The sequence below is a fragment of the Rhodococcus sp. AH-ZY2 genome, from assembly GCF_030916465.1.
GTDB lineage: Bacteria > Actinomycetota > Actinomycetes > Mycobacteriales > Mycobacteriaceae > Rhodococcus > Rhodococcus ruber.
This window is the reverse complement of the sequence record NZ_CP126458.1, coordinates 4,343,625-4,367,354: the sequence shown is the minus strand read 5'-3', so window position 1 is coordinate 4,367,354 and position 23,730 is coordinate 4,343,625. Positions and strand designations below refer to the sequence as shown.

At 70.1% G+C, this 23,730-nt stretch carries 26 protein-coding genes; 17 read left to right on the top strand and 9 right to left on the bottom strand.

All coding sequences use genetic code 11. From position 1 onward, the window contains the following. Nucleotides 1-179: 179 nt before the first annotated feature. From QNA09_RS20950 to QNA09_RS20940, 3 genes are all read right to left on the bottom strand, one after another. Complete coding sequence (locus QNA09_RS20950; RefSeq protein ID WP_017679708.1) at nt 180-1,046, bottom strand: 3-hydroxyacyl-CoA dehydrogenase; 867 nt, start codon at nt 1,044-1,046, stop codon at nt 180-182. Next, the gene (locus tag QNA09_RS20945; RefSeq protein WP_017679707.1) at nt 1,043-1,708 is read right to left on the bottom strand and encodes a TetR/AcrR family transcriptional regulator; all 666 of its coding nucleotides are present in this window, start codon (nt 1,706-1,708) and stop codon (nt 1,043-1,045) included. The genes QNA09_RS20950 and QNA09_RS20945 overlap by 4 nt, the downstream gene beginning before the upstream one ends. Before the next feature lie 266 nt (nt 1,709-1,974). After that, the gene (locus QNA09_RS20940) at nt 1,975-3,309 is read right to left on the bottom strand and encodes a YhgE/Pip domain-containing protein (protein ID WP_010595650.1); all 1,335 of its coding nucleotides are present in this window, start codon (nt 3,307-3,309) and stop codon (nt 1,975-1,977) included. Between the two features lie 180 nt (nt 3,310-3,489). Here QNA09_RS20940 and QNA09_RS20935 point away from each other — a divergent pair, with 180 nt between their 5' ends. The 5 genes from QNA09_RS20935 to fahA all read left to right on the top strand — a co-directional run bounded on the left by QNA09_RS20935 (nt 3,490) and on the right by fahA (nt 7,983). Beyond that, entirely contained in the window at nt 3,490-3,918 is a 429-nt protein-coding gene (locus tag QNA09_RS20935; protein WP_010595649.1) for a DUF4247 domain-containing protein, read from the top strand. 158 nt (nt 3,919-4,076) lie between these two features. After that, nucleotides 4,077-4,610 carry a MarR family winged helix-turn-helix transcriptional regulator gene (locus QNA09_RS20930; protein WP_010595648.1) on the top strand — a complete coding sequence of 178 codons (534 nt, stop codon included), beginning with the start codon at nt 4,077-4,079 and terminating at the stop codon, nt 4,608-4,610. A 111-nt stretch (nt 4,611-4,721) separates the two neighbouring features. Then, nucleotides 4,722-5,918, top strand: coding sequence for a homogentisate 1,2-dioxygenase (locus tag QNA09_RS20925; protein WP_010595647.1), 1,197 nt, complete (start codon nt 4,722-4,724; stop codon nt 5,916-5,918). Beyond that, nucleotides 5,915-6,799 (top strand): hypothetical protein, encoded by an 885-nt coding sequence (locus tag QNA09_RS20920; RefSeq protein ID WP_010595646.1) that lies wholly within the window; start codon nt 5,915-5,917, stop codon nt 6,797-6,799. The genes QNA09_RS20925 and QNA09_RS20920 overlap by 4 nt, the downstream gene beginning before the upstream one ends. Continuing rightward, nucleotides 6,796-7,983 (top strand): fumarylacetoacetase, encoded by a 1,188-nt coding sequence (gene fahA / locus QNA09_RS20915; RefSeq protein ID WP_059174828.1) that lies wholly within the window; start codon nt 6,796-6,798, stop codon nt 7,981-7,983. The genes QNA09_RS20920 and fahA overlap by 4 nt, the downstream gene beginning before the upstream one ends. A gap of 80 nt (nt 7,984-8,063) precedes the next feature. Here fahA and QNA09_RS20910 read toward each other — a convergent pair whose 3' ends face one another. Next, on the bottom strand, nt 8,064-8,789 hold the full coding sequence (locus QNA09_RS20910) for an MOSC domain-containing protein (protein ID WP_017679701.1): 726 nt from the start codon (nt 8,787-8,789) through the stop codon (nt 8,064-8,066). 84 nt (nt 8,790-8,873) lie between these two features. Between QNA09_RS20910 and QNA09_RS20905 the strand changes: the two genes are divergently transcribed. From QNA09_RS20905 to QNA09_RS20885, 5 genes are all read left to right on the top strand, one after another. Then, nucleotides 8,874-9,848, top strand: a complete 975-nt coding sequence (locus QNA09_RS20905) for an LLM class F420-dependent oxidoreductase (RefSeq protein ID WP_203011164.1) — start codon at nt 8,874-8,876, stop codon at nt 9,846-9,848. A gap of 109 nt (nt 9,849-9,957) precedes the next feature. Next, nucleotides 9,958-10,845 (top strand): alpha/beta fold hydrolase, encoded by an 888-nt coding sequence (locus QNA09_RS20900; protein WP_010595642.1) that lies wholly within the window; start codon nt 9,958-9,960, stop codon nt 10,843-10,845. A 10-nt stretch (nt 10,846-10,855) separates the two neighbouring features. Next, on the top strand, nt 10,856-11,656 hold the full coding sequence (locus QNA09_RS20895; RefSeq protein ID WP_010595641.1) for an enoyl-CoA hydratase: 801 nt from the start codon (nt 10,856-10,858) through the stop codon (nt 11,654-11,656). A gap of 55 nt (nt 11,657-11,711) precedes the next feature. Next, on the top strand, nt 11,712-13,229 hold the full coding sequence (locus QNA09_RS20890; protein ID WP_040274704.1) for an acyl-CoA synthetase: 1,518 nt from the start codon (nt 11,712-11,714) through the stop codon (nt 13,227-13,229). 77 nt (nt 13,230-13,306) lie between these two features. Then, the gene (locus QNA09_RS20885) at nt 13,307-14,458 is read left to right on the top strand and encodes an acyl-CoA dehydrogenase family protein (RefSeq protein WP_040274706.1); all 1,152 of its coding nucleotides are present in this window, start codon (nt 13,307-13,309) and stop codon (nt 14,456-14,458) included. On the opposite strand, the gene QNA09_RS20880 is transcribed toward QNA09_RS20885, so the two are convergent. Both QNA09_RS20880 and QNA09_RS20875 read right to left on the bottom strand, forming a co-directional pair. After that, nucleotides 14,439-14,951, bottom strand: coding sequence for a MarR family winged helix-turn-helix transcriptional regulator (locus tag QNA09_RS20880; RefSeq protein WP_026137526.1), 513 nt, complete (start codon nt 14,949-14,951; stop codon nt 14,439-14,441). The genes QNA09_RS20885 and QNA09_RS20880 overlap by 20 nt on opposite strands. 123 nt (nt 14,952-15,074) lie before the next feature. Then, nucleotides 15,075-16,013 (bottom strand): DNA-3-methyladenine glycosylase, encoded by a 939-nt coding sequence (locus QNA09_RS20875; RefSeq protein ID WP_017679694.1) that lies wholly within the window; start codon nt 16,011-16,013, stop codon nt 15,075-15,077. Between the two features lie 176 nt (nt 16,014-16,189). Between QNA09_RS20875 and QNA09_RS20870 the strand changes: the two genes are divergently transcribed. Further along, nucleotides 16,190-16,777: a ribonuclease H gene (locus QNA09_RS20870; RefSeq protein WP_010595636.1), complete on the top strand. Its 588-nt coding sequence runs from the start codon at nt 16,190-16,192 to the stop codon at nt 16,775-16,777. A gap of 7 nt (nt 16,778-16,784) precedes the next feature. On the opposite strand, the gene QNA09_RS20865 is transcribed toward QNA09_RS20870, so the two are convergent. Further along, nucleotides 16,785-17,789, bottom strand: coding sequence for an acryloyl-CoA reductase (locus QNA09_RS20865; RefSeq protein ID WP_017679692.1), 1,005 nt, complete (start codon nt 17,787-17,789; stop codon nt 16,785-16,787). Nucleotides 17,790-17,934: 145 nt separating this feature from the next. After that, nucleotides 17,935-18,075, bottom strand: a complete 141-nt coding sequence (locus tag QNA09_RS20860; protein ID WP_228287125.1) for a hypothetical protein — start codon at nt 18,073-18,075, stop codon at nt 17,935-17,937. On the opposite strand from QNA09_RS20860, the gene QNA09_RS20855 reads away from it, so the two are divergent. From QNA09_RS20855 to QNA09_RS20835, 5 genes are all read left to right on the top strand, one after another. Beyond that, complete coding sequence (locus QNA09_RS20855; protein ID WP_228287124.1) at nt 18,068-18,925, top strand: siderophore ABC transporter substrate-binding protein; 858 nt, start codon at nt 18,068-18,070, stop codon at nt 18,923-18,925. The two genes, QNA09_RS20860 and QNA09_RS20855, sit on opposite strands and share 8 nt — an antisense overlap. A 13-nt stretch (nt 18,926-18,938) precedes the next feature. After that, nucleotides 18,939-19,967, top strand: coding sequence for an iron chelate uptake ABC transporter family permease subunit (locus QNA09_RS20850; protein WP_308072057.1), 1,029 nt, complete (start codon nt 18,939-18,941; stop codon nt 19,965-19,967). Further along, nucleotides 19,964-20,950, top strand: coding sequence for an iron chelate uptake ABC transporter family permease subunit (locus QNA09_RS20845; protein ID WP_234420126.1), 987 nt, complete (start codon nt 19,964-19,966; stop codon nt 20,948-20,950). The genes QNA09_RS20850 and QNA09_RS20845 overlap by 4 nt, the downstream gene beginning before the upstream one ends. Further along, nucleotides 20,947-21,702 carry an ABC transporter ATP-binding protein gene (locus tag QNA09_RS20840; RefSeq protein ID WP_010595631.1) on the top strand — a complete coding sequence of 252 codons (756 nt, stop codon included), beginning with the start codon at nt 20,947-20,949 and terminating at the stop codon, nt 21,700-21,702. Before QNA09_RS20845 ends, QNA09_RS20840 begins: the two co-directional genes overlap by 4 nt. An 83-nt stretch (nt 21,703-21,785) precedes the next feature. Beyond that, nucleotides 21,786-22,661: an amidohydrolase family protein gene (locus tag QNA09_RS20835; RefSeq protein ID WP_102031673.1), complete on the top strand. Its 876-nt coding sequence runs from the start codon at nt 21,786-21,788 to the stop codon at nt 22,659-22,661. 66 nt (nt 22,662-22,727) lie between these two features. On the opposite strand, the gene QNA09_RS20830 is transcribed toward QNA09_RS20835, so the two are convergent. After that, nucleotides 22,728-23,087, bottom strand: coding sequence for an Rv2640c family ArsR-like transcriptional regulator (locus QNA09_RS20830; protein ID WP_010595629.1), 360 nt, complete (start codon nt 23,085-23,087; stop codon nt 22,728-22,730). Nucleotides 23,088-23,178: 91 nt separating this feature from the next. Here QNA09_RS20830 and QNA09_RS20825 point away from each other — a divergent pair, with 91 nt between their 5' ends. Beyond that, nucleotides 23,179-23,679 (top strand): ArsI/CadI family heavy metal resistance metalloenzyme, encoded by a 501-nt coding sequence (locus QNA09_RS20825; protein WP_010595628.1) that lies wholly within the window; start codon nt 23,179-23,181, stop codon nt 23,677-23,679. The last annotated feature ends 51 nt before the right edge of the window (nt 23,680-23,730 follow it).

Here is a 23,730-nt window from a genome sequence, read left to right as displayed (position 1 = left end):
CGGACGTCGCTCTCGGGGAAGTCCGTGATCGGGAAGGCGGCTCCGGACGGGGAGGCGAGCCCGGCCCGGGGAACCATGCGCTGTTCTCGTCCACCCGTGGGGGCTTACGGGGCCGTGCGCATGCTTCGTGGTTCCACTGCCGTCGTACCCGAGTCGCCGCCCTGTCGCGGCATCTGCCTCTACCGGCCGTCGGAGTAGGAGTAGAACCCTTCGCCGGTCGCCACGCCGAGCTTGCCGGCGTCGATGTAGTTCGCCTTCAACCACGCGGCGATCTTCCGGTCCTTCTCGTCGCCGTGGGACAGGATGTTGTACGGCGTGGTGAGTCCGATGACGTCGTAGATCTGGAAGGGGCCCATGGGTGCCCCGGTGGCGATCCGCCACACCTTGTCGACGTCCTCGGGGGCGGCGAAGCCGCCCGCGGCGAGCTCACCGGCGGCGTTGAGGAACGGCACCAGCAGCGAGTTCAGGACGTAGCCGGCCTTCTCCTTGTGGATCGGGATGGGGACCATGCCGATGGCCGCGGCGAAGTCGACGACCCGGTCGAATACCGCGGGGTCGGTGTCGTCGGTGCCCATGACCTCGGCCGTGTTGAACTTCCACACTTGGTTGGCGAAGTGCAGCGCGAGGAACTTGTCGGGACGGCCGGTGAAGTCCTTGATGTCGCTGGGCAGGAGCGTGGAGGAGTTGGTGGCGAAGATCGTCTCCGCGGGTGCGACGGCGCCCAGCTTCGTGTAGGTGTCCCGCTTGATGTCGAGGACCTCGGGTACGGCCTCGACGACGAGGTCTGCGTCCCGGACGGCGTCCGCGAGGTCGGAGGACAGGCGGATGCCGGTCGCAGCCGCCTCCGCCTTCCCGTCGCCGGCACCGGGAACCTCACGCTTGTACGTCTCGGCGAGCTCGCCGAAGCGCTTCTGCGCGTTGGTCAGGGCGTCGTCGCTGATGTCGTAGGCGGTGACGTCGAACCCGCTGTAGGCGGACTGGAACGCGATCTGCGCACCGAGGACACCGGTCCCGAGGACCGTCACCTTGCTGATCCGGCTGGTCATGATTCCTTCTTTCGTTGGGGTGAGGACGTGCCCGGTTGCGGCGTGCCGCGGGCCGGGCGGTCGTCGTCGAGTGCTGCGAAGAAGCCCGTGACGATCTGGTCGATCTGGGCGTGCAGGTCGGCTTCGGGGTCGTTGTGTGGATGCGCACCGGTGAACGCGCGCGCAAGGATCAGGTGCAGGATCGCGAAGATGCTCCGGCCGGCGTGCCGGGCCCGGTCCTCCGCCTGCCTCTCGTCCAGCCCGCGGTTGCGCGCGGCCTCGACGAGCCGGCACGCGACCGTCTCCTCGAAGAGGGCGACGAGATCGAGTCCCTCGGAACGGTATTTCTCGCTTGCGGAGCCGAACAGCAGCTCGCGTTGGTAATTCACCGTGTTCTCGACGTTGCTGTCGGCCGCCTCGAGAATGGGCCGGACGAGGGCCAGTACGGCGTCCACCGGGTCGCGCCGCGAGCGTGACTCGCGCTCGCCGATGCTCAGGGCCGCCCGGAACTGCTGGTTGTAGACCATCATCAGCAGTTCGCCCTTGGACGTCGCGTAGCGGAACAACGTTCCGGCCGCGACGTCCGCGCGTTCGGAGATCTGCTGTGTCGTGACCCCCGCGAAGCCCTTCTCCGCGAACAACGATGAGGCGGCAGCGAAGATTCGGCTCTGCTTGTCACGCATGTTCCGGTCTCGGCGACCCGGCGCTCCCGCCGATTCGACCATTTCGCGCCTCCCGGAATGAGTGGACTCATTAATGAGCATACTCCGCTATCGGTCCGCGGGCATCCGCTGGCCCGCTCGGTCACGCTGCTGCCGGCGACGCCGCAGCCGGGGACAGTTTCATCCCCCGTTTCACCCCGGCGCGGCTGGGCCGGGCGGAATCGGAACGCTACCTTCGAGACCCGGGACCCCGCTGCTCTGCCCTCGAGGAGCAGCGGGGTCCTGTCTCACGTGTCCTGCGCCGGAACGAGTGCGGGGTCGGCGTCGCTGCGGCGGTGGAACCCGCGCACGTCGTAGATCCGAGTCACCACCGCCCCGAGCGCGAGGCCGATCCCGAGACCCAGCAGGGTCATCAGGGCGCCGCGGGTCAGCCCCGCGGGGCCACTGCCGTCGAAGTACAGGATGGCCCGGGTCGCGATGTACACCTGATGCATCGGTTCGAAGGTCGACAGCCACGTGTACAGCGGGGGCATCGCCTCGAGCGGCACGGTCCCGCCCGACGACGGCAGGCCCAGGATGATGAAGATCAACAGGTTCACCAGCAGTCCGGCGGAACCGAACACGGCCATCACCGAGATCGAGGTGACGCCCACGGCCGTGATCGCGAGGGCCCCGTACTCCCACAGCAGCAGGGCGCGGGTCACGGGCATGCCGAGCAGGGTGGCGATCCACAGGTAGAGCGCCGACACGATCAGCCCCAGGATCACCATGATCGCCCACTTCACGAGCAGCACCCGGAACCGCGACAGATGCGCAGTCTTCCGGTCGACGTACCACGGCCCGTACTCGGTGGGGACGAAACCGAGGGCGCTGTCGACGAGCGAGTTGACGATGGTGGCGCCGGTGAAGCCCGCGAGGATGAGCAGCAGTGTGTAGTAGAACGCGGACAGGCCCAGTCCGGTGCCGTCGGGCAGCGGCTTGTGCTCGACGAAGCGGACATCGATCGGATCCGCCAGCGTCAACCGGCTGCCGCCGGACAGCTGCAGATCCGGGGCGCTGGTGGCGAGGGTGTCGGTGACCGTGGTGGTGAGTTGTTCCCCGACGGTGGCGTTCACGGTGGTCAGGGCGCGGTCGGCGATCGATTCGACGATGCCCTTGCCGAAGGTGCCGATGCGGGGGTTGGTGTAGACGGTGATGATCGGCTTCTCGATGTCGCCGGGGATCACGCTGCCCTGCGCCAGGATGGACGTGCGTTTGGTGAAGTCGCTCGGAATCACGATCGCGCCGTAGAGTCGGCCCGAGTCGAGACCCGAGATCGCCCCGGAGATCCCGACCTGCTGCAGGTCGATCTCCGCCGGATCGACCCCGTCGGCGACGGCGGCGGTGATCTCGGCGCCGAGATTGCGCTGCTGGTCCGAACCGGGCAGCACGTCGCCGACGTCCTGGTTGACGATGGCGACCGGGAACCTGTGCAGATTGTCGGCCGGATTGATCATGCTGCCGATGTAGAGGGCCGCCAGGGCCGCCATCACGGCGGTCACCACGACGACCGGCGCCAGCCAGAAGCGGGGGCTGCGCAGGGTGCCGGCGTGCGGGTCGGCGCTGATCTCCGTCGAACTCATTCCAGGCCTTCCGTGATGCGTCGAGTCGGTGCGGTGCCCTTCAATTGTGCACACCCGTAGTCAGATGCGGATGCTTCCCCGCCGCCTCGTGGTACGAGACACGAAACGTGCACGCCCGCGAGGCAGCTCACTCCCGGACTGTATGGTGCCCCGCGGAACAATTCGATACGGGGGGATTTCATGGGGGAAATCGTGCGCGCGGGCCGGGCGTCCGTCGCGAAACGGGCGGTGCCGGTGCTCGTGTCGTCGCTGCTGCTCGTGGGCTGCGGCGGCGAGAGCCGGGACCACATCGCCGAGACCTACGAGCATCGGGAGACGAGGAGAAACACCGAGGTCTACCACTCGCCGGATCCGGTGCAGGCGACGGTCGACGCGATCGTGCGCAGGCAGGAGCCGACCGCGCAGACGGTCGATCGCGGCCGGTGGGAGCTGCGATTCCCCGGCGACGTCGTGATCGTCGAGGCCGCGGCCGAGGGCGGCAGCACAGTCATCGTCCGGGACCTCGACCGGCGACCGCGCCGGGGTCTGTTGCAGCGGCTGGGGGCGCTGTTCGGCTCCGACGCGTCCGGAGCGGGGCACCGGTCGGGGTCCGAACGAGGGGCGAGGTAGGAGCGTAGGCGGGCGGTCGATCGGGATGATCCGGCCGACCCGCGCGTGAGCCGTGGTCGTTCGGCCGCCGGTGCCCTCCGATGCTCTGCCGGGTCGGGGGGCACACCCATGTAATTAATACGTGTACTAAATTATCGAGCTCGGATAAGGTGAAGGCCATGACCGAAGCGGACGCCCGCGACCTCGACTACTGGTCCTTCGTCGAACTCGCGAACCGGCGCCTGAGCAACCGATACGGCGACTACCACGAGCAGGCCACCGAGGTGCTGCTGACGCTGAACCGCGCTTCCGACATCGTCACGTACGACCTCGAGGCGGCCGTGCACCGCCCGCGGGGGCGGTCGTGGTCGGCCTATCGGCTGATGTTCGTCACCTGGCTGGCCGGTCCGATCGAGCCGAAGATGGCCGCCAAGCTCACCGGCATGAGCCGTGCCGCCGTCTCCAATCTGGCGAAACCGCTGGTCGAGGCGGGTCTGTTGACGCGAACCCCGGATCCGGAAGACGGCCGGTCGGTCCGCTTGTCGCTCACCGGGGCCGGCGAGCGGGAGATCATGGAGACGTTCCGTGCCCAGAACGAGCGGGAAGCGGCATGGGTGGACGTGCTGAGCGAGGCGGAGCAGCAGATTCTCGTCATGCTCCTCAACAAGCTCATCACCAAGCGCAGCCAGTTCGACATGCGCGACCGCAACTGACGACCGATCGGGCCGATGTGGTTGCGCTCACGCCCGAAAAGTAGTTAAGGTGTTTATCAACACCGCGGCCTCCCGCGGATCCGCCACGAAGAGCCCGAGGAGCTGAATCTCATGGCGTTCTACCGACAGCTCGGCGTCATCCCGCCGAAGCGCCACACCCAGCACCGCAACGAAGACGGCGGGCTGTTCTACGAGGAGCTGATGGGCGAGGAGGGCTTCTCCTCGGACTCGGCGCTGCTCTACCACCGGCACATCCCGTCGGCCATCGTCGACGCCACCGAGTGGAAGCTGCCCGACCAGGCCACCACCCCGAACCACCCGCTCAAGCCGCGCCATCTGAAGCTGCACGATCTGTTCCCGCAGACCGTCTGGGCCGAGACCGACGTCGTCACCGGCCGCCGGCTGATCCTGGGCAACGCGGACGTGCGCCTGTCGTACGTCGTGGCGGCGAAGGAGTCGCCGCTCTACCGCAACGTCGTCGGCGACGAGATGGTCTACGTCGAGTCGGGAACCGCCCGCGTCGAGACCGTCTTCGGTGTGCTCGACGCGAAGGCCGGCGACTACGTGCTGCTGCCGATGGCCACCACCCACCGCTGGATCCCCACCGGCGACGAGCCGCTGCGCGCCTACGTCATCGAGGCCAACAGCCACATCGTCCCGCCGAAGCGCTTCCTGTCGCGGTTCGGCCAGTTCCTGGAGCACGCGCCGTTCTGCGAACGCGACCTGCACGGCCCGACCGAGCTGATCCAGGTCGAGGACAGCAACGTCGAGGTCCTGGTCAAGCACCGCACCTCGCACGGCATCGTCGGCACCCGCTACCTCGTGCCCAACCACCCGTTCGACGTCGTCGGCTGGGACGGCTGCCTGTACCCGTACACCTTCAGCATCCACGACTACGAGCCCATCACCGGCCGGGTCCACCAGCCGCCGCCGGCGCACCAGGCGTTCGAGGGCAACAACTTCGTCATCTGCAACTTCGTGCCCCGCAAGGTGGACTACCACCCGCTGGCGATCCCGGTGCCCTACTACCACTCCAACGTCGACTCCGACGAGATCATGTTCTACTGCGGCGGAGACTACGAGGCCCGCAAGGGCTCCGGCATCGGCCAGGGATCGATCTCCGTCCATCCCGGCGGCCACGCCCACGGCCCGCAGCCCGGCGCCTACGAGCGCAGCATCGGCGTCGACTTCTTCGACGAGCTCGCCGTCATGGTGGACACGTTCCGGCCGCTCGAACTCGGCGAGGGTGCGCTCGCGTGCGAGGACGCGGCCTACGCCGGAAGCTGGAACCGGGGGCTGCAGAAGTGAGCACTCTCGGAGCCCTGCTGACGGAACTGTGCGACGACGCCGCGCTGTTCCCGCCCGGTAACGCCCCGCTCGATCGCGCCCTGCCGGCCCATGCCGCGCACCGCATCGCCGACCATGCCGGGCTGGTGGGCACGTTCGTGTTCCCGGCGCCGCGGATCCCGGAGTTGCTCGAGGCACTCGGACAGCGCCCGTTCGGGGGCGACCTCACCCTGAGCCTGACCGTTCCGGGCGGGCCGTCCGCGGTCGTTCCCGCAATGGAGAGCCTGCGCGACGTCGACGGCGTCACCGTGGCCGCCCTCGAGATCGCCGTGCCCGCCGGGGAGAGCCCCGCCGGTGTGCTCGTCGCCCTCGACCTGATCGCCGCAGAGTACCCCGGAGTCGCACTGTTCGTGGAGGTTCCGCGCGACGAGCGCCGCGCCGAGATCCTCCAGGGACTCGTGGGATCGCGTTACGCGGCGAAGTTCCGCACGGGCGGGGTGGTCGCGGAGGCGTACCCCGACGAACGGGAACTCGCCGACGCCCTCTCGACCGTGGTCCGCACGAAGGTCCCGTTCAAGGCCACGGCGGGCCTGCACCACGCGGTCCGCAACACCGACCCGCACACCGGGTTCGAACAGCACGGATTCCTCAACGTGCTCGCCGCCGTCGACGCCGTGCTCGACGGTGCGGACACCGCGGCCGTCGCGGCGGTGCTCGCCGACCGGGACGGCGCCGGCCTGGCCGCCCGGCTGCGCGACCTGTCGCCTGCTCGAATCGAGGAGCTGCGCAACAGCTTCCGCTCGTTCGGCACCTGCAGCATCGTGGAGCCGCTCGCCGATCTCGTCGAGGTCGGCCTGGCTCCGCCGACGATGTCCCCGATCACCGAAGGATCTCTCGCATGACCGTCATCGACATCCCGGAAGGTTCGCTCTTCGGCGCGAACAACCTGCCCTACGGCGTGTTCTCCACGGCCGGAACGCAGCCGCGCGTCGGCGTGCGTGTCGGTGACTCCGTTCTCGACCTGTCCGTCGTGTTCGACGATCCCGCGTTCGCCGCCCCGACCCTCAACGCCTTCATGGCGCAGGGCCGCGCCCGCTGGGACGAGGTGCGGGCCGCGCTGCAGGATCTCGTCGCGGGAGACGTGCCCGCCGAGGCCGTGCACGCCGTCGCGGACGTGACCCTGCATCTGCCGATCGACGTCGCCGACTACGTCGACTTCTACGCCTCGGAGAACCATGCGTCGAACCTCGGGCGCCTGTTCCGGCCCGACAATCCGTCGCCGCTGATGCCGAACTGGAAGCACCTGCCGGTCGGCTACCACGGCCGGTCGAGCACCGTGGTCGTGTCGGGAGTGGACATCGTGCGTCCGTGCGGACAGCGCAAGGGCCCGAACGATCCGGCGCCCGTGTTCGGCCCCTCGATCCGCCTCGACATCGAGGCCGAGATGGGCTTCGTCGTCGGCGTCGGGTCGCCGATGGGATCGTCGATCTCCCCGGACGAGTTCGCCGACCACTGCTTCGGGGCCGTCATCCTCAACGACTGGTCGGCCCGCGACATCCAGGCGTGGGAGTACGTGCCGCTCGGTCCGAACCTCGGCAAGTCGTTCGCGACCTCGATCTCCCCGTGGGTCGTGCCGCTGGCCGCGCTCGAGGCTGCCCGCGTCGACACCCCGGTGCAGGACCCGGAACCGCTGCCGTACCTGAAGGGCACCGAGAAGTGGGGCCTGGACATCGATCTCGAGGTCGAGTGGAACGGTCACGTCGTCTCGCGTCCGCCGTACGCCCAGATGTACTGGTCGCCGGCGCAGATGCTCGCGCACACGTCCGTCAACGGTGCCGCCACCCGCACCGGCGACCTGTTCGGCTCGGGCACCATCTCCGGTCCCGAGAAGGACCAGCGCGGGGCGTTCATCGAACTCACCTGGGGCGGTAAGGAACCCGTGCAGGTCGGCGACGAGACCCGGACCTTCCTCGAGGACGGCGACGAGATCTCGATCTCCGCGACCGCGCCCGGGCCGGACGGCACCCGCATCGGGTTCGGTGAGGTCCGCACCCGCATCCTGCCCGCGAAGGACTCGGGCCGCTGACCGACCCGGATCCGCGCGCCGGCTCGACAGCGGCGCGGTGAACTCCGCGCGTCGACGTCCGGTCGGCGCGCGGATCCGTTTCAGCGAACGGTCAGTGAGTCATCCAGCGAGAGAACGCCTTCCGATACGACGTCGGCGTACACACCGATGCACGGTGCCGGCCTGGCCTCGGGACGGTTCGGGACGCGGTTGCGGTCGGTGACGGTGCGCAGCATGTCGCGCCGCGCCGGCACCTCCTGGTGCGGCAACGTCACCATCACGCACCGCGCCGTGCGCTGCGTCGGTACGAGCGCCGCCGTCCCCACCTCGAGCCGCCGGCCCAGCCAGCCGTCCTCGACGAAGCCGGTGCCGTCCGCCGAGACCACGACGTTGGGGCGGAAGCGCCGCAGCGCGACGTCGGCGGGGTCGCCCGTGTCGAGCGCGTCCACGGCTGCCGTCGTGAGCAGGTGCAGCGGCGCCTCGTCGTAGGTGCGCGAGCGGGCCTCCAGCGTCAGTGCCCGCCCGGTCAGTTCCGACAGCAGCGCGGGGGTACGGGGGTCGTCGCCGCGGGTGCACCGGCCGTCGGGCAGGGTGATCTCGAGGACGGCGGGATCCGAGGGGTCGGCGTCGTCGAGCAGCCGGGCGCGGCATTCGAGCAGCCGCGACCAGGCGCGCACCTTCTTCGCCGTCGCGACGGCGCCGGTCTCGGCGTCGATCACCGCCCACAGGTGGTCGCCGCGCAGCCCGTCCGGCTCGATCGTCGCCGACGGCAGTTGCTCGCCGCCGAACGACTTGACCGGGTAACGCCAGAGCTGAGAGACCTGCACAACGGGCCAGCATACGGACCGGTGTGCCCTTTGGGCGGTCCTGGCAGCCCAAAGGACGCACCGGCGCAGCCTAAGGTGTGGCGTATGAGCGATGATGCGACGCCTCGCCGTTGGGGCCTGACGATCCCCCTCGACGGCATTGCCCTGCCCGACCAGCGAGATCTGATCGCCGAACTGCCCGACCTCGGCTACACCGACGTGTGGTCGTCCGAGAGCAGCGTGGCCGACGCCTTCACGCCCCTGGCGCTGGCGAGCGTGTGGGCCCCGACGCTGCGGCTGGGCACCGCGATCGTGCCGGTCTTCACGCGCGGTCCCGCCACCCTGGCGATCTCCGCGGCCACCCTCGCCGCCGCCGCCCCGGGCCGTTTCGTCCTCGGCGTGGGCACCTCGTCCAACGTGATCGTCGAGAAGTGGAACAGCACCCCGTTCGAGGAGCCGTTCAAGAGAGCCCGCGACACCCTGCAGTTCCTGCGTGCCGCGCTCGCCGGCGAGAAGATCAGCCACAAGTACGACACGTTCGAGGTCGGCGGGTTCCGCGCCGGACTCGTCCCCGATCCCGCCCCGCCGCTGCTGCTCGCCGCCCTGCGCCCGGGGATGTTGCGCCTCGCCGGACGCGAGGCCGACGGCGCGATCGTCAACTGGCTCTCGGCCGACGACGTGCGCACCGTCGCGCCGTACGTGCACGAGGGAGGAGCGGGCAAGGAGATCGTCGCCCGCATCTTCGTGCTGCCCGGTTTCGACGCCGAAACCGCCCGCAGCATCGGTCGTCGCATGATCGCCGCCTACATGAACGTCCCCGTCTACCGTGCCTTCCACGAATTCCTCGGACGCAGCAACGATTTCGAGGGCATGTGGCGGTTGTGGGCGGAGGGGGAGCGGTCGGCGGCCCTCGCTGCGATCCCGGACCACGTGGTGGACCAGCTCGTCGTGCACGGGCCGCCGGAGGCGTGCCGCGAGCACATCGAACGGTACGTCGAGGCGGGCGTGACCACTCCCGTGATCGCGATGACCACCGCCGGCGACCCGACGGAGATGATCCGGGCCCTCGCCCCGCGCTGACCATCGGTCACGATTCGGTCGCGGCCGTAACGCGCGGCTCGGGCATCGACGACATTCCCGGCAGATCGACCGCTGGGAGGCCGCGATGCCTGGACCGGATCCGCGCCGGGTGACCGTCGCCGCCGACGACGGTGTGCCCCTGTCGGTGCGGGTGCACGGACCCGTCGACGCGCTCGTCACCGTCGTGCTGGTGCACGGCCACTGCCTGCACACCGGCAGCTGGTCGGCGGTACGCGAGCGCCTTGCCGGGCAGGCCGGCGCGGGGGTCCGCATCGTCGCCTACGACCAGCGCGGGCACGGCCGGTCGGGGATCGGCGCGCCGGAGACGTACACCATCGAGCAACTCGCCCACGACCTCGACGTCGTCCTGCGCACCGTCGTGCCCCCCGGGCCGGTGGTGCTGGCGGGGCACTCGATGGGCGGCATGGTGGCGATGGCCTACGCGCGGCTGTACCCGGAGCGGATCGGCAGCCGCGTCGTCGGTGCCGCCCTCGTCGCGACCGCGGCGAGTGGCCTGGCCGAGTCGGGGCTCGGCCGTTATCTGCGGCACCCGGCGGTGTCCGTGCTGCACCGCGCGGTGCGACGCGCGCCGCGGGTGATGCAGGGATCGATGCGGATCGGCGGGCGCATGTGCGGTCCTGTGGTCCGTCGCGGCGCCGCGGACTCGTGGGCACGGTCGCTGGCGACGGCCCTGGCCACCGAGACGTCGATCGTGACGCTCTCGCGCTTCCTGGCGGCGTTCGCCGTGCTCGACGAGTCGGCGGCCCTCGCCGTGCTGGCTGCGATCCCGGTCCTGGTGCTCGGCGGCTCGGCGGACGAGCTGACGCCGTTCGCGCACTCGCGGGCCATCGCCGCGCGGCTGCCCGCCGCCGAACTGGTGCGGGTCGACGGGGCGGGGCACTCGGTGATCGTCGAGCGCGCCGACGAGGTGGCGGCCGCGCTGCTGCGACTGCTCACCCACGTTCGGGGGGTGGCCGCCCCCGTCGCGGTGGTGTAGGCAGGAGCGCATGACCGACACGCGCACCGACCAGCCCGCCGCCGTACTCATCGCCGTCGACGAGGCGTCCGGGATCGGCCTGCTCACCCTGAACCGTCCCGATCAGCGAAACCCGTTGTCCGCGTCGGCGATGCGCGAGGTCACGATGGGGCTGCGCGCGCTGTCCGCGGAGTCCGCGACCCGGGTGATCGTGATCCGCGCCGAGGGCCCGGTGTTCTCGGCGGGCCACGACCTGCGCGAGATGATCGGCCGGACCCTCGAGGACGAGCGGGTCATCTTCGACACCTGTACCGAGATGATGCAGACCGTGCAGTCGGTGCCGCAGCCGGTGATCGCGTCGGTGCAGGGTGCGGCCGTCGCGGCCGGCTGCCAGCTGGTGGCGTCGTGCGACCTGGCGGTCGCGTCGTCGGACGCGGTGTTCGGCACCCCGGGGGTGAAGATCGGCCTGTTCTGTTCCACGCCGATGGTCGCGCTCAGCCGGGCCGTGGGGCGCAAGCGGGCCATGCAGATGCTGCTCACGGGCGAGACGATCGACGCGGCGACGGCGGCGGACTGGGGGCTGATCAACTTCGTCGTCGACCCGGCGGCCCTGGAATCCGAGACCGCGGCCCTGGCCGCGAAGATCGTCTCGGCGTCCCCGGCGACGGTGCGGATCGGGAAGGAAGCCTTCTACCGGCAGATCGAGCTGCCGCAGGAGCAGGCCTACGAGGCGATGGCCGAGACCATGGCGACCAACGCGATGATCTGCGACGCCCAGGAGGGCATGACGGCGTTCGTGGAGAAGCGCCGGCCGGTGTGGCAGGGTCGCTGACGCTATCGATCGATCGGTCTGGTCAATTGGTTGGACGTCCTATAACCTGTCGGCCATGAGCCTCGACCCGCGCGCGAACACCGTCGACGGCGTGCTGCACCGCAGCGCCGTCCGCTTCCCCGACCGCACCGCCCTGCGGTTCGGCGACCGCACCCTCAGCTACCGCGAGCTCGACGACGCGGTCACCCGGGCGGCCGGACGGTTGCGCGCGCTGGGCCTGGACCAGGGCGATCGCGTCGCCGCGTACGGCACCAACTCCGACGCCTACGTCGTCGGGTACCTCGCGGCCGCCCGGGCCGGCCTCGTGCACGTGCCGATCAACTACGCCCTGCGCGGCGAGGAACTGAGCTACCTGCTCGGCCAGTCCGGGGCGCGCGCCGTCCTCGTCGACCCCGCGTTGCGCGAGAACCTCGACGCAGTCCTCGGCGACGTCCCGGCCGAGCATGTGGTGCCCCTGCGCGACGCCGACGACTCGCTCCTCGCCGTCGCGTGCACGGGCGACGTGCCGGAACTCGACGTGACCGTCTCCGACGCCGACCTCGTGCAGCTGCTCTACACCTCCGGCACCACCTCGAAACCCAAGGGCGCCATGATGCCCCACCGGGCGCTGGTGCACGAGTACACCTCGTCGATCGTCGCCCTGGACCTGGCGGCGGACGACAATCCGCTGATCTGCATGCCGCTGTACCACTCCGCCGGCATGCACGTGTTCATGCTGCCGTACCTGGCCGTCGGCGCCACGGTCACGCTGCTGCCCGCCCCCGACATCCCGGAGATCCTGCGGCTCGTCGAGTCCGAGCGGATCGGCTCGCTCTTCCTCGCCCCGACGGTGTGGGTGCCGCTGGCGAGCCACCCCGACCTCGAGACCCGCGACCTGTCGTCGCTGCGGAAGGCGCAGTACGGCGCGTCGATCATGCCCGTCACCGTGCTGAACCGGCTCCGCGAGCGCTACCCGGACCTCGGGTTCTACAACTGCTTCGGTCAATCCGAGATCGGGCCGCTGGCAACGGTTCTGCGCCCAGAGGAGCACGCGGACCGGCCGTCGTCGTGCGGGAAGGCGGTGCTGTTCGTCGAGACCCGCGTCGTCGACGCCGACGGCAACGACGTGCCCGACGGCGAACCCGGCGAGGTGCTGTACCGGTCGCCGCAGCTGTGCCTGGGCTACTGGGACAACCCGGACGCCACCGCGGAGGCGTTCCGCGACGGGTGGTTCCACTCCGGCGATCTCGTCACGCGCGACGCCGAGGGCTACATCACCGTCGTCGACCGGATCAAGGACGTCATCAACACCGGCGGCATCCTCGTCGCGTCCCGGGAGGTGGAGGACGCCCTCTACACCCACGAGGCCGTCGCCGAGGTCGCGGTCATCGGCACCCCCGACGAGAAGTGGATCGAAGCCGTCACCGCCGTCGTCGTGCTGCGCGCCGGCGCGGACACCGACGAGAACGAGCTGATCGACCACGTCAAGCAGCGCCTGGCGCCGTTCAAGGTTCCGAAGCTCGTCCGGTTCGTGGACACCCTCCCGCGCAACCAGAGCGGCAAGCTTCTCAAGCGCGAGCTGCGCACCCGGTGACCGAATGTCACATGGGTTCGATCGAATCGACGCGATGTGACATTCGGTCACGCCGGACGGAAGGTTGAAGGACACCGATGGTGACGAAGCACGTGCCGTCCTGGCACGACGACGAGGTACAGGCCGTGTCGGAACTGGCCCGCGACTTCTTCGAGCGCGAGGTCATGGCCCATGCCGAGAAGTGGGACAGCCAGCGGCGCATCGACCGCGAGGTGTGGCTCGCGGCCGGCAAACTGGGACTGCTGCTGTGCTCGATCCCGGAGGAGTACGGCGGCGGGGGCGGCACCTTCGCGCACGACCTCGCGGTCTTCGAGGCGCAGGGCTACTCGGGTGACCTCGCCCTGGGCATCTCGGTGCACAGCGGCATCGTCGCCCACTACATCCTCGAGTACGGCAGCGAGGAGCAGAAGCGAACCTGGTTGCCCGGCATGGCAACCGGCGAGATCCTCGGCGCGATCGGCATGACCGAGCCGGGCGCCGGGTCGGACCTCAAGGCCATCAAGACCACCGCGCTCCGCGACGGCGACGAGTACGTGGTCAACGGCTCGAAGACCTTCATCACCAACGGTTCGTCGGCCGACGTCATCGTGCTCGCCGTCAAGACCGACCCGAAGGCCGGCGCCAAGGGCGTCTCCCTGCTGATCGTCGACCTGCGGGACTGCCCCGGCTTCGCGGTCGGGCGGGTGCTGGACAAGGTCGGCCAGCACGGCGCCGACACCTCCGAGCTGTCGTTCACCGACGTGCGGGTGCCGGTGTCGAACCTGCTCGGCGAGAGCGAGGGGCAGGGCTTCGCGCAGCTGATGGCGCAGCTGGTGCAGGAACGGCTCATCATCGGCGCGCAGGCGGCCGGGGCGATGGACCGCGCGGTCGAGGAGACGGTGCGCTACACGAAGGAGCGGCAGGCGTTCGGGCACAGCCTGTTCGAGTTCCAGAACACCGCGTTCGAGCTGGCGGAGTGCCGAACCATCGCCCGCACCTGCCAGGTGTTCCTCGATCACTGCATCGAGCAGCACCTGAAGGGCGAACTCGACGCCGCGGACGCCGCGATGGTCAAGTACTGGCTGACCGACAAGCAGTGCGAGGTCATCGACCGCTGCGTGCAGCTGCACGGCGGCTACGGCTACATGCGCGAGTACCTCATCGCCCGGATGTACGAGGACGCCCGCGTGCAGCGGATCTACGCCGGCGCGAACGAGGTGATGAAGCAGATCATCGCCCGCTCCCTCTGAGTCCGTCGGAGGTGGAGGGCTCCCGCGAGGAGCCCTTCGCCTGCCGGGTGTGGTGCGCGAGCACCTTCGTGAGCAGGACGGCGAGCTGGTCCCGCTCGGCCGGGTCCAGCGACGCGAACGCCTCGTCCTGCGCCGCGACGAGGACGTCGTCGAGGGTGCGCAGGTGTTGCCGCCCACGGCGCGTGACGCTGATGATGTTGCGGCGCCGATCGGTGGGATCGGGACTGCGATCGACGAACCGCCGATCGGCCAGCTCGTTGACGGTGGCGACGATGTCGCTGCGGTCCATCCCCGCCCGTCGGCCCAGATCCGCCTGACACAGCGAGCCGTACTCCTCGAGCGCCGCCAGCGCGCGGTAGTGGTAGCCGCGGGCGTCGGCCAGGCCGAGCCGGCCGGACACCACTCGGTGCACATGGCGCGCGGACTGGGTCAGCAGCCAGCTCGGGAGCCGCGCGAGTCTCGTGGGCGCGGTCGAAATGTCTGGGTCGGACATGCCACCAGGGTACGGTCCGGCGGCCGAAATCCGACGGTCAGCCGTCGGCGCCGCGGCAGCGCAGCCCGGCGGTACCGGGCCGACGACTCCGGCCCCGGCGGCGCGACCGGCGCGGGGACCTGCTCAGTGCCGACGATGATCGGTGATCGGCGTGCGCGGCCCCCGCCGCGGGACCCGCCCAGCCCCGCCGGTCGCCATGATCAGCCGCACGGCCCGGTAACGATGTGGCCGAAGGGGTTCCAGGTACTCCACCATGCCGGCGTCGTCCAGTGGCGCGCCGAGCAGCGACCAGCCGACGATCTTCGCGAGGTGGTAGTCGCCCACCGACAGCGCGTCCGCGTCTCCGAAGGCGCGCTGCGCGACCTCGGCGGCGGTCCAGATCCCCACGCCCGGGATCGAGTGCAGTCTGCGCTGTGCCTCGACGGGATCGAGGTCGACGAGCCGCTCGAGCCGGTCGGCCAGCTGGGCGCAGCGCACGACGGTGCGGGCCCGGCCGGGGTCGACGTTCGCCCGGTGGAACTCCCACGACGGAACGCGGCGCCACGTCTCGGCGGCCGGCGGCACCCGCATCCCCTCCGGTGCCGGGCCGGGCGGGTCGTCGCCGAACCAGGTGACGAGCCGCCGCCACGACGCGAACGCCGCGACGGCGTGCACCCGCTGTTCGAGGATCGCCGGGACCAGCGCCTCGAGCACGCGGCCGGTGCGTGGGATCCGCAGGGCCGGGAGACGTCGATGGGCCTCGGCCAGGCGCGGATGCTCGGGCCGGAACCCGGTCGGATCGTCGTCGGCGCCGAGCAGGGTGGGAAGACGGTCTGCCAGTTCCGCGGCTCCGGGACCCCACGCCTGGCAGCGCACGCCACGTGGACCGTCCTGCACGAGCCGGTAGGTGACCGGCCCCGACGCCAACCGGGACGTGCGCCACACCGCGTGCCCGTCACGGCGGTGGCAGGGGTCGTAGGGGCCGCGCTGGAGCGGCTGCAACGTCAGCGCGACGTCCACCGGCCGGGGCAGCTCGGCGCGGACGACGAGCGCGCCGGTGCTGGGTGGAGCGGGGACGGGCACCGGTCCACCGTACTGTGCCGCCGTACCGGGCGACGAGGTGCGGATCGAAGGCGGCGACCCGCCGAGTGTGCGCTTCTCGTGCCGACACGCCGAGGAGCGCCGCGATTTCTGCACAGCCGCGGCGCGTCGGTGCCTCGGGCGCGACGTCGCCTCTGCCACGGGATATGGTCTGGCACATGATCATCGTGAGCACCGACGGTTCGTGCCTTCGAAACCCGGGCGGCGCCATCGGATGGGCGTGGGTCAATCACGAAGGGCCGAGCCGGGCCGGCGGGGAACGCTCCGGCACCAATCAGATCGCCGAGCTGCGGGCGCTGCTCGAGGCGCTGAAGGCCCACCCCGGTCCGGAACCGATGATCATCGAATCCGACTCGCAATACGCCATCAAGTGCGCCTCGGAGTGGCTGCCCGGATGGAAGCGCAAGGGCTGGAAGACGGCGACGGGCGCGCCGGTGAAGAACCTCGACCTGGTCCAGGCCATCGATCGCGTCCTCGCCGAGCGGTCCGGGCCGGTGCGGTTCCGGTGGGTGCGCGGGCACGTCGGCAACCACTTCAACGAACTCGCTGACAAACTGGCGGGCGAGGCGGCACGCGCCCAGGGGGCGGCCCCGCCCGCTCCGAAGGCGCCCGTCTCCGAACCGGCCGGGCCCGAGCCGACCCCCGCGCCCGCGCGGCCCGAGCCGACCCCCGCGCCCGCGCGGGCGAAGAAGGCGGTGCGCCGGACGGTGAAGGTGGTCGAGGAGGTCGAGCTCACCCTCTTCTGACGAGCCGTCAGAATCCGTCGGCGACCTCGATCACCGCGCGGCCGGTGAACTTGCCGGCCCGCACGAGATCGAGCACGGACACCAGCTCCCGGGCGGGGATGCGGCGCATGATGTCGGCCAGGTGCCGGGGACGCAGGTCGCCCGCGAGGCGCTCCCACAGCTCGCGCCGCGGGACGATGGGCAGCTGCACCGAGTCGATTCCCAGTAGCGCGACGCTGCGCAGGATGAACGGCATCACCGTGGTCTGCAAGGCGGCGCCGCCGGTGAGCCCGCTCGCGGCGACCGCGCCGCCCCACTGCACGGTGCTGAGGACATGGGCGAGGGTCGCGCCGCCGACGCAGTCCACGGCCCCCGCCCAGTGCGCGTTGCCGAGCGGTCGCGGCTTCGCGTCGGGGTCCTCGGGCAGCCGCCCGATCACAGAGGCGGCGCCCAGCTCGGTGAGCAGGTCGTGGGCTTCGGGCTTGCCGGTCGAGGCGACCACCTCGAATCCGGCGGCGGCGAGCAGGTCGACGCTGACGGTGCCCACGCCGCCGGAGGCGCCGGTGACGACGATGGGTCCGTCGTCCGGGGTCAGGCCGTGCCGCAGCAGCGCCTGCACGCTGAGCGCCGCGGTGAAGCCGGCGGTGCCGATGGCGGCGGCGTCGGCCGTGGAGAGCTCGCCGAGCCGGACGAGCTGGTCGGCGGGGACGCGGGCGTACTCGGCGTAGCCGCCGTGGCGGCCGGTGCCGATCTCGTAGCCGTGCGCGAGGACCCGGTCGCCCGGCGCGAAGTCGGGGTGATCCGAGGTGACGACCTCACCGGCGAGGTCGATGCCGGGAATGATCGGGTAGTTGCGGACCACGCCGCCGCGCGGGACGACGGCGAGGGCGTCCTTGTAGTTGACGCTCGAGTGCAGGACGCGGACGGTGATGCCGTCGTCGGGCAGCATCGTCTCGTCGACGGTCTCGGGGGCGAAGTCGATCGCGCCGTCGTGCTCGCGCGCGACCCAGGCGGAGAACGTGGTGGAGGTCATGATCCGACCGTAGTGGCGGCGCGCTCGTCCGTGTGGAGACACGACTCTTGCCAACAGTAAGTAAAGGCATGCTAAGTTAGGCAACGCTTCGCTGAGTTCGGGGTGGCGGCGGGACCGCACGAGCGACTTCGCCTACCCCGGAAGTTCAATTTTCAAGGAGATTGCCCATGCGTATCCGGTTGTCCGCCGCCGTCGCGTTAATCGCGGCCGCCTCGCTCGGGCTTTCCGCGTGCTCCTCCGACACCTCCTCCGACACCGCGGCGGACACCGGCGCGACCGTGGTCATCAGTCACGCCCAGGGCGAGACCGAGGTGCCCGTCGATCCCGAACGGGTCGTGGTCTTCGACCAGAGCGTCCTGCAGTCCATGATCGACCTCGACCTGCCCGATGCCGTCGGCGTCCCCGCCCTCACGAACTGGCCCGAATCGTTCGCACGCTACCGGGGCGACGACGTCGCCAAGGTCGGATCGCTGTTCGAGCCCGACTTCGAGGCCGTCAACGCCCTCGAGCCCGACCTCATCATCGTCGCCGCCCGGTCGGCCACCAGCTACGACGCGCTCAGCGAGATCGCCCCGACCGTCGACCTCTCCGTCGACTCCAAGGACTTCCTGAACAGCGTCGAGACGCAGAACCGCAACCTCGCCACCATCTTCGGAGCCGAGGACGCGTTCGAGGAGAAGTTCGCCGGCATCGAGGAGTCGTTCGACGCCGTGTCCGCGGCGGCCGCACAGGCGAATCTGCGCGGGCTCATCGCGCGCGTCGAGGCCGCCGAGGTCACCGCGTACGGACCCGGCTCCCGGTACGGCATCATCCACGACCTCGGCGTCAAGCCCGTGTCGGAGACCTTCGCCGACGACGTCGCCCACGGGGACGCCGTGTCCTTCGAGTACATCGCCCAGGCCGATCCCGACCTGATGTTCGTCCAGGACCGCGAGGCACCCTTCGGCGACACCACCGGCCCCAACGCGTCCCGAGTCCTCGACAACCCCCTCGTCGGCGGCACCACGGCCGCGAAGGAAGGCCGGATCACCTACCTCGACCTGTACACCTGGTACATGGCGCCGAGCGCGCTGAGCTCCGTCCAGTCCCAGATCGACGTCGTCGGGCAGGCCGTCGGCACGGCCGCGGCGGCATGACCTCCTCCCGCCCGTGAGCGCCCCCGTAACGACCGGCCGGGCCGGCGCCCGCACCCCGCGTGCGGCCGCCGGCCCGGCCGTGCGTCTGCGTCCCGTCCTGCTGGGCCCCGTGCTGCTCGCCGTCGCCGCCTTCGCGTCCCTGTTCGTCGGCGTCGCCGACGTCACGCCCGCAGACCTGCTGCGCGGCGACACCGCGACCCTCGAGGTGTTCTTCGTCTCGCGCGTGCCCCGACTGATCGCGATCCTGCTCGCCGGCGCCGCCCTGAGCGTGTCCGGCCTGATCATGCAGCACCTGACCCGCAACCGGTTCGTGGCGCCGGACACCGCCGGCACCGTCGAATGGGCCCTGCTCGGCATCCTCGTCGCGACCCTGTTCCTCGGCGGCCAGTCCGTGCTCGGCAAGATGCTCGTCGCCGTCGCCTTCTCCCTCGTCGGAACCTTCCTGTTCCTGCGGCTGCTGCGCCGTGTCCGGTTCACCGACATGATCGTCGTGCCGCTCGTCGGCCTCATGTTCGGCGGCGTCGTCATGGCCGTCACCACGTTCTTCGCCTACCGGCTCGAACTGATGCAGGCCCTGAACACGTGGACCAGCGGCGACTTCTCCGGCATCCTGCGCGGCCGCTACGAGATCATCTGGGTCGTCGTCGCCGTCATGGCCGTCGCCTATCTGTACGCCGACCGCTTCACCGTGGCCGGCCTCGGCGAGGGCTTCGCGAAGAACCTCGGCGTCCCGTACCAGCTGGTGATCAACATCGGGATGGTCGTCGTCGCCGTCACCACCGCCGTCGTCACCGTCGTCGTCGGCGCCATCCCGTTCCTCGGCCTCGTCGTGCCCAACCTGGTCACCATGGCGCTCGGCGACAACCTGCGCCGCGTCCTGCCGATCACCGCGCTCGCCGGCGCCGGATTCGTGCTCGCCTGCGACGTCGTCGGCCGTGTCATCCGCTACCCGTACGAGATCCCGGTCGGCACCGTCGCGAGCGTCGTCGGCGCCGTCGTGTTCATCGCGCTGATCCTGCGCACCCGGCGAGGTGCGCGATGAGCCAGGTCCTCGCCGCACCCCCCGCGACCCGTCGCCGGAACCCTGCCCGCGTGCTCGTCGTGCTCGGCGTCGTCGCCGCACTGGCGGTGTGCGCCTACCTGTTCCTCTTCGTCACCGGCTCGTGGGACTTCGCCATGAAGATCCGCAGCCGGCAGGTGCTGTCGATGGTGCTCGTCGGCTACGCCACTGCCTTCGCCGCGGTGATCTTCCAGACCGTCACCAACAACCGCATCCTCACCCCGGGCGTAATGGGCTTCGACAGCCTGTTCATGCTGCTGCAGACCCTCGTGGTGTTCCTGTTCGGCGCGAGCGCCCTCGCGACACTGGATCCGCGCCTGAAGTTCGGGGTCGAGGTGCTCGCCATGGTCGCCTTCGCGCTCGTGCTGTTCCGATGGCTCTTCGACCGCGGATCCCGCGACCTGTACGTGCTGGTGCTCGTGGGTATCGTGCTCGGCGCCCTGTTCGGGGGGCTGTCGTCGCTGGTGTCACGGCTGATCGACCCCAACGACTTCATGACCCTGCAGGACGTGCTGTTCGCCAGCTTCAACAACGTGCAGGTCGACCTGCTCGCCGTGTCGGCCCTGCTCGTCGTCGCGGCGACGGCGTTCTCGGTGCCGCTGCTGCGTCAGCTCGACGTCGTCGCGCTGGGCCGCGAGCACGCGGTCGGCCTCGGCGTCGACCATCGGCGCGTCGTCACTCGCGCGCTGATCGTCGTCGCGGTGCTGGTCTCGGTGTCCACCGCGCTCGTCGGGCCCATCACGTTCCTCGGGCTGTTGGTGGCCAACCTGGCCCGGGAACTCGTCGGCACGTTCCGGCACCGCTGGACGGTGCCCGCCGCGACGCTCGTCGCGATCGTCGCGCTGGTCGGCGGGCAGTTCGTCCTCGCCCGGCTGCTCGACTACAACTCGAGCCTCATCGTCGTCGTCAACTTCGTCGGCGGCATCTACTTCATCTCCCTGCTCGTGAGGGGTGCACGCCTGTGATCACCGTCCGGGATCTCGCCAAGAACTACGCCGGCACCACCGTGCTCGGGCCCGTCGATATCGACGTCCCGCGCGGCGGGCTCACGTCGATCATCGGTGCCAACGGCGCCGGCAAGTCGACACTGCTGACCATCGTCGCGCGGCTGCTCGACTCCGACGCCGGATCGGTCAGCATCGACGGGCTCGACCTGCGGGCCACCCCCTCGGACGCGCTGGCGAAGAAACTGTCGGTGCTGCGCCAGGACAACACCACCGCGGTGCGGTTGTCGGTGCGTGAACTCGTCGAGTTCGGGCGCTTCCCGCATTCGAAGGGCCGGCTGTCGGCGTCCTGCCACGACGCGGTCGACCGCGCCATCGAGTACACCGGCCTGGGCGGGTTCGAGCACCGCTTCCTCGACCAGCTCTCCGGCGGGCAGCGGCAGCGGGCGTTCGTCGCGATGGTGCTCGCGCAGGACACCGACTACGTGCTGCTCGACGAACCGCTGAACAACCTGGACATGAAGCACTCGCAGCACATGATGCAGCTGCTGCGACGGATGGCCCACGAGATGGGCAAGACCGTGATCCTGGTGATCCACGACATCAACTTCGCGTCGTGCCACTCCGATCGCATCGTCGCGATGCGCGACGGTGCCGTCGTCGCCGACGGGGACGTCGACGAGATCCTCCGGCCCGAGGTGCTGCGCAAGGTCTACGACATGGACATCGCCGTGCACGAGATCGACGGCCGTCGCATCGCCGTGTACTTCTGAGGCGCCTTCGGCGCCGGTGTGTCCTTCGGGCGGCTGGGGCAGCCCAAAAGGCGCACCGGCGGTGGGGTCGCTACCTTCGGGGGATGGACGAAGCGCAGCAGGTAGCCGACTTCCGGGACCGGCACGGCCTCGACGGTCTGATCGACGTGCACACCCACTTCATGCCCAAGAGCGTCATGGACAAGGTGTGGGGATACTTCGATTCCGCCGGACCGCTCGTGGGACGCGAATGGCCCATCACCTATCGGCACGCCGAGGAGGAACGCGTCGAGCGGCTGCGGCGTTTCGAGGTCCGTCGATTCACGGCGATGCTCTACCCGCACAAGCCCGCGATGGCCGCGTGGCTGAATTCCTGGGCCGTGGACTTCGCGGCCCGCACCCCCGACTGCCTGCACACCGCGACGTTCTACCCCGAGCCCGAGGCGGGTGACTATGTCGCCGCGGCGCTCGAGCACGGCGCACGGGTGTTCAAGTCGCACATCCAGGTCGGGGACTACGACCCCAACGATCCGCTGCTCGATCCGGTGTGGGGCCTGCTCGAAGACGCCGGGGTGCCGATCGTCATCCACTGCGGCTCGGGGCCGGCGCCGGGCGCGCACACCGGGCCCGGGCCGATCGCCGCGCTGCTGGACCGGTTCCCGCGGCTGGCGCTGATCGTCGCGCACATGGGCATGCCCGAGTATCGCGAGTTCCTCGAACTGGCCGAGAAATATCCGTGGGTGCACCTCGACACGACCATGGCGTTCACCGACTTCACCCAGGAGTCGATGCCGTTCCCGGAGGACGAGCTGCCGCGGCTGCGGGCACTGGGCTCGAAGGTGCTGTTCGGCAGCGACTTCCCGAACATCCCGTACCCGTACATCCATCAGCTCGAGGCGGTCGAACGGCTCGATCTCGGCAGCGAATGGGTCCGCGCGGTGTGCTGGGACAACGCGGAGGCACTGTTCGGCGCGGTGTGAGCGGGGGCCGTCCGGCCGAATGTCACACCGGTTCGATGTGATCGAACCGGTGTGACATTCGGCCACTCAGGTGCAGCAGTGGGGGTCGAGGACGAGGCGGAGTGCCTGCAGTGCGTCGCTGCAGGCACGGTGGTGGACGTTCATGCCGCGGCGGGTCGATTGCACCATCCCCGCCTTGCGCAGCTGGCCGAGGTGGTGGCTGACGGTCGACTCCGTCAGCCCGACGGCCGACGCCAGGTCGCACGTGCACACGTCGTCCTCCCGCGTGGTGAGCAGGATCGACATCAGCTGGATGCGGGTCGGGTCGGCGAGCGCCTTGAGCCGCAGCGCCACCTCGAGGGCGGCTGCCTCGCTCATCGGTGCCGCCGAGACCGGCGCACAGCAGATGGGGGCGGAGACGTCGATGACCGGGAGCGCCTTGGGCATGCTCCCATCATCCACCCCTCTTGACATATGTCAAAAAGGTGGCGACAGTGAAACCAGTAATTCGACGTATGTCTCACAGGTGGAGGTCATCATGTCCCGCGTCCAGCTCGCCCTCAACGTCGACGACCTGCAGGAGGCCGTGACGTTCTACACCAAGCTGTTCGGCACCGAGCCGGCCAAGCTGAAGCCCGGCTACGCGAACTTCGCGATCGCCGAGCCGCCGTTGAAGCTCGTCCTGATCGAGAACGCGGGCAAGGGCGGCTCGATCAACCATCTCGGCGTCGAGGTCGACTCGAGCGAGAAGGTGCACTCCGAGATCGCCCGCCTCACGGACGAAGGCCTGTTCACCGACGAGGAGATCGGCACCACCTGCTGCTTCGCCACCCAGGACAAGGTGTGGGTCACCGGCCCGGCGGGGGAGAAGTGGGAGGTCTACACCGTCCTCGCCGACAGCGAGACCTTCGGCACGAGCCCGAAGCTGCTCGACCAGGACGAGAACGCGGAGGGCGTGTGCTGCGGCTCCGCCGCCGAACGGGAGCAGGAATCGGCGACCGGCACCGAGAAGGCGCCCGCCGCGACGACGTGCTGCTGAGCGACACCCACGGCCCCGCTCCGGGCCCCCGCCCGTAGGCGGGCCCGAGCC

Bases quoted from the DNA above. Each gene is read 5' to 3' on its own strand.
- QNA09_RS20950 (WP_017679708.1), bottom strand. From the start codon at position 1,046: ATGACCAGCCGGATCAGCAAGGTGACGGTCCTCGGGACCGGTGTCCTC.
- QNA09_RS20945 (WP_017679707.1), bottom strand. From the start codon at position 1,708: ATGCGTGACAAGCAGAGCCGAATCTTCGCTGCCGCCTCATCGTTGTTC.
- QNA09_RS20940 (WP_010595650.1), bottom strand. From the start codon at position 3,309: ATGAGTTCGACGGAGATCAGCGCCGACCCGCACGCCGGCACCCTGCGC.
- QNA09_RS20935 (WP_010595649.1), top strand. From the start codon at position 3,490: ATGGGGGAAATCGTGCGCGCGGGCCGGGCGTCCGTCGCGAAACGGGCG.
- QNA09_RS20930 (WP_010595648.1), top strand. From the start codon at position 4,077: ATGACCGAAGCGGACGCCCGCGACCTCGACTACTGGTCCTTCGTCGAA.
- QNA09_RS20925 (WP_010595647.1), top strand. From the start codon at position 4,722: ATGGCGTTCTACCGACAGCTCGGCGTCATCCCGCCGAAGCGCCACACC.
- fahA (WP_059174828.1), top strand. From the start codon at position 6,796: ATGACCGTCATCGACATCCCGGAAGGTTCGCTCTTCGGCGCGAACAAC.
- QNA09_RS20905 (WP_203011164.1), top strand. From the start codon at position 8,874: ATGAGCGATGATGCGACGCCTCGCCGTTGGGGCCTGACGATCCCCCTC.
- QNA09_RS20895 (WP_010595641.1), top strand. From the start codon at position 10,856: ATGACCGACACGCGCACCGACCAGCCCGCCGCCGTACTCATCGCCGTC.
- QNA09_RS20890 (WP_040274704.1), top strand. From the start codon at position 11,712: ATGAGCCTCGACCCGCGCGCGAACACCGTCGACGGCGTGCTGCACCGC.
- QNA09_RS20885 (WP_040274706.1), top strand. From the start codon at position 13,307: ATGGTGACGAAGCACGTGCCGTCCTGGCACGACGACGAGGTACAGGCC.
- QNA09_RS20880 (WP_026137526.1), bottom strand. From the start codon at position 14,951: ATGTCCGACCCAGACATTTCGACCGCGCCCACGAGACTCGCGCGGCTC.
- QNA09_RS20870 (WP_010595636.1), top strand. From the start codon at position 16,190: ATGATCATCGTGAGCACCGACGGTTCGTGCCTTCGAAACCCGGGCGGC.
- QNA09_RS20865 (WP_017679692.1), bottom strand. From the start codon at position 17,789: ATGACCTCCACCACGTTCTCCGCCTGGGTCGCGCGCGAGCACGACGGC.
- QNA09_RS20860 (WP_228287125.1), bottom strand. From the start codon at position 18,075: ATGACCACGGTCGCGCCGGTGTCCGCCGCGGTGTCGGAGGAGGTGTCG.
- QNA09_RS20845 (WP_234420126.1), top strand. From the start codon at position 19,964: ATGAGCCAGGTCCTCGCCGCACCCCCCGCGACCCGTCGCCGGAACCCT.
- QNA09_RS20835 (WP_102031673.1), top strand. From the start codon at position 21,786: ATGGACGAAGCGCAGCAGGTAGCCGACTTCCGGGACCGGCACGGCCTC.
- QNA09_RS20830 (WP_010595629.1), bottom strand. From the start codon at position 23,087: ATGCCCAAGGCGCTCCCGGTCATCGACGTCTCCGCCCCCATCTGCTGT.
- QNA09_RS20825 (WP_010595628.1), top strand. From the start codon at position 23,179: ATGTCCCGCGTCCAGCTCGCCCTCAACGTCGACGACCTGCAGGAGGCC.